Source organism: Shewanella surugensis (genome assembly GCF_023284005.1).
GTDB lineage: Bacteria > Pseudomonadota > Gammaproteobacteria > Enterobacterales > Shewanellaceae > Shewanella > Shewanella surugensis.
This window is the reverse complement of record NZ_JAKIKS010000231.1, coordinates 1-3,812: the sequence shown is the minus strand read 5'-3', so window position 1 is coordinate 3,812 and position 3,812 is coordinate 1. Positions and strand designations below refer to the sequence as shown.

General features: G+C 38.6%; 3 protein-coding genes. All 3 read right to left on the bottom strand.

What is annotated here, in order from left to right; genetic code table 11:
* Nucleotides 1-210: 210 nt before the first annotated feature.
* Nucleotides 211-1,080, bottom strand: a complete 870-nt coding sequence (locus L2764_RS26185) for a delta-class carbonic anhydrase (RefSeq protein WP_248943281.1) — start codon at nt 1,078-1,080, stop codon at nt 211-213.
* A gap of 492 nt (nt 1,081-1,572) precedes the next feature.
* A complete protein-coding gene (locus L2764_RS26180) occupies nt 1,573-2,067 on the bottom strand; it encodes an SHOCT domain-containing protein (RefSeq protein ID WP_248943280.1) in 495 nt (164 codons plus the stop codon).
* A gap of 1,093 nt (nt 2,068-3,160) precedes the next feature.
* Nucleotides 3,161-3,439 (bottom strand): peptidylprolyl isomerase, encoded by a 279-nt coding sequence (locus L2764_RS26175; protein WP_248943279.1) that lies wholly within the window; start codon nt 3,437-3,439, stop codon nt 3,161-3,163.
* Nucleotides 3,440-3,812: the final 373 nt, after the last annotated feature.

The following is a 3,812-nucleotide window of genomic DNA, read 5'->3' as shown; positions in this document are numbered from 1 at the left end:
AGGTCACTCCGCCCAGTGTTAATCAAATGATTAATACTCTGGAAAAAAAAGGGCTCATTAGTAAGAAACCCCGTAAAGCTAGAAGTCTTTCATTGTTATTTCCGAGCGAACTGTTACCCGTTTTGAAGTGAATCCAATCGATCATTTTCACTGTGTTTAAGTATTAGGTGGCCAAATTAACTATGCCACTTCAATACTTGCTGGTTAAATTTAATGGCCAATTTTTGAAATAAGATCAGGGTTTGTAACGAGATTTCTTACACCATGAGCATGTTCTTCATTGAAAACATTATCTTTACACCATTTACCAACGCTATCAATATTTACTTTGGCCACACTAGGCCGCACACTCCATGTAACCTGAAATGGAGAGCCTTTTTCATTGTAACTAGGACCTGTGGTTGATCCAGCGTACTGAATTGGTGTACCCATATTGTTTGGAATATTTATTGCTTGATGCAAGCCACTCTGTTTTCTGTGTTTGGTTAAGCTACCAAAATCAAATGCACTTGTGTCATTAACCAGAACATATACCTGTGTTTCTACGCGCAACTGAGGATTTTTGATAGCATCATTTAGACATGAACCTAATGTTGGGCCTGGATTGATCTCAGCGGTTGAATGTACATAGTGAACCTCAATAGTATCACCAGCACTTAAGCCCCCGTGCTTGCTGGGACAAATATCATGTCCTGCCGATTTTATCTCTGAAGCACTCAAATTACCTGAATATTTGTAACCACTTTGGAAACCATGTCCATCGCCATTACCTGCATATTTAGTAAATTCTCCGCCTTTATGCTCAGCATTTTTATGGAAATGGATATTGCAAAGGTTCATTTCTTTAGATGCAGGAGCATCATTAAATGATCGTAGATTATTACCTGCTACTGCATCAATATCACGAGGGGATTGGGGGCCAAACCCTTTGCCTTTTGTATTTTCTGCAAGTTTGGCTCTTTGTTCAGATATAACTTTATCTGAAACAGCGCTATGCGTATCATGACTATTCTCTTTTGCACCAGCATGTATTGGTAATAACGTTGCTGTTGCAAGTGCGATAATTACTCCTCTTTTCATATTTCAACTCCTAAGTTGATAATTGGCAAATCTTTTGATATTTGATTTAGATACTTTGTGTAGTGCTAACCTTTGTATAGTGCGCATGCTCGATCATTACATCTGTTCAGTGAAAACGCGCATAGCTAATATACTGTTTTTTATAATCTATTAAGCGCGGAAACTCATGAAATCACAAACTGCCGACCCTTCACGCTAGCCAGCAAAGTACCACCCAAACGTTACTTTTGTAAACTAAATGTTTGTTTTTGATGGTGGTAGAAGTGCAAACCATTGATGCAGACCACAACTTTATGGATTCCTCCCATTCAAAGAAGCCGACTGCTTTCATCTTTTGCTTTTAGATCCCCATCGAGGTTACCGAAATAAAGCATTGAAAATATCGTGAGTGTGAACATGGATATTTACCTATTTTTCGATAATAATCACAGCATTTTTAAGTACAAATATGTGAGACACAAAATAAACTACACCTAACTTTAGTGTTAAACATCATTTTTCAGTCAGTATTTTTTTCTTTTCAATTTCAAATTCTTTCTGCGTTAGCACCCCTTGATCCAAAAGGTTTTTAATTTTGATAAGACGATCATATTTATCAGTAGAGCCTGTTGTTGAAATTATCTCATCATCAATACACACAAATATAATTTCTATACGAGGAAAATTACCTAAAATATAGGGTGGTGATACCGTATGCTCTGAAACTGTTAGCATTTTTTGCTTCTGTTTAATTTTCAGACAAAAAATATTTGCTCTTTTCCTTGCACTTCTTCTGATCCCTGACGTTCCACTAAACCCCGTCAATGCCTGATGAAAAATGCGATATCTTTCTCCAGTGATTTTTTCTTTTGAAATATAAAAATCTACCCCGCCATATACTGCATCTTGAAAGTAAGATTCACTTTCACTTGCTTTTTCTATCGGTGACATGCTTGAGCAAGCGGTTAACAGCAATAAGGAAGGAACTAATAATGTAAACTTTTTCATGAACACCTTAAGTCAATGCGTAGCAAGACCTAACCACTAATAAACAAGCTTAAATAACAATAAGTTAACTTATCAGAGAACCACTCATCCACACATCCCCCTTTTATACTAAAACCACCTAAACAGTCGATCTAGCTCACAACTTTCATTCAAAAGAATCCAATCGAAGAAACACACTGGCTTTTTCTTTGCTTTTGATTTTTTCTTTTGCTCTTAACACCCCGTGTAGATGCAATAGCGAACTTCTAAAACAGGGAGGTTTTTTGGAGTCGCCGAGCTTACAGGGCCAATTATGTTCCCGACATAATTTGGCATTCCCTGCTATCCATGCAGGTCAGATACTTACAACGTGTTTACTGGCAGTTATAAAATTTCCTAAATCGAAGAGATCCACTCGCTTTTGATGCTTTTGCTCTACAATCCAGTGCAAGTGAACTAGAGGGCTTCGATTTCAAGGATGAAATCGCAGAGCGCCCAAGGACGGGTCTACAGCGTCCCGATAGTGACTTGCACAAAACCCCGCTGGACGCGATAAATACCTATGAATATTAAACGGTAAACACACTTCCCAATAATCATGATCCAACCATCAGACATATCAATATCATCTGTCTTCATTTGAAGGCGTACCGACTCTGGGCGGCAAAGGTGATCCCCTTTTGGCCCAGTGTGAGTGGGAACTCACGCCGTTGCTTATCTCGAAACAAGTTCATCGAAATGAAACACACTTTAAAGTGATCAAAAAACTCGACTCGAAGAAAGGAAATCGCTTTTCAAACCCAGTGTAGATGCATCTGCTAGTTTCGACTTCAGGGATGAAATCGTAAAGCGGCCAAGGATGGCTTCACAGCGTCTCGCAGAGGTATCTGCACAAAAGCCTGCGGCAGGCAATAAGTACAACTGAAATAATGCAATTAAAACTCTCTTAACTAATTGAAAAACAACCTTAAACATAAATGTCATCAGTTTTCATTTGAAAGCTTACGCTCATTGGGCATGATGGAAATCATTAGCAAGAAGACCACAAGAATAGTCTCTTTATAAATATCAATATCGTGACCACTGAATAAATGGTCACAAAGAAAGAGGACTATTAAGTCCGATACAACACCTTGATCACATGCCAACCAAACTTGGTTTTCACCAACTGCGGCACCAGTATTTCGCCTTTAAAGACCGCTTTATCAAATGAGGGCACCATTTTCCCTTGACGAAACTCGCCTAAATCGCCGCCTTTTTTCCCCGATGGACAGGAAGAATATTTCTTGGCTAACACGTGAAATTTAGCGCCTTGATCCAACTGCTTAATAATATCTTCAGCTTGCTCTTTGTGTTTCACTAAAATATGCAGTGCGCTAGCAGTACGGGCCATAATCATGCTCAAATCATTAAACGAAAAATTGCCGCTAATGTAAGGTTTATGAGGTCAAAAAGCCAGTAATTTTGAGACGCTTTCGCTCTCCTGTTTCAGTGACAGACACAAAAGGCATTAAACGCTCGATATAAGCATAAACATGCAGTGCAAAGTGACAAAATAAAAAGTAAAAAAAACCTGAACAGTCAAACTGCTCAGGTTGTTATCTCAAGCCACAAGACTCATCTTATGGCCCAATCTTATCATCTAGCCTTATGATCTAGTACTTAAACACAGTGAAAATGATCGATTGGATTCACTTCAAAACGGGTAACTGTTCGCTCGGAAATAACAATGAAAGACTTCTAGCTTTACGGGGTTTCTTACTAAT

What these genes read in the sequence shown, in the direction of transcription:
- L2764_RS26185 (WP_248943281.1), bottom strand. Translation starts at nt 1,080, where the DNA reads ATGAAAAGAGGAGTAATTATCGCACTTGCAACAGCAACGTTATTACCA.
- L2764_RS26180 (WP_248943280.1), bottom strand. Translation starts at nt 2,067, where the DNA reads ATGAAAAAGTTTACATTATTAGTTCCTTCCTTATTGCTGTTAACCGCT.
- L2764_RS26175 (WP_248943279.1), bottom strand. Translation starts at nt 3,439, where the DNA reads ATGGCCCGTACTGCTAGCGCACTGCATATTTTAGTGAAACACAAAGAG.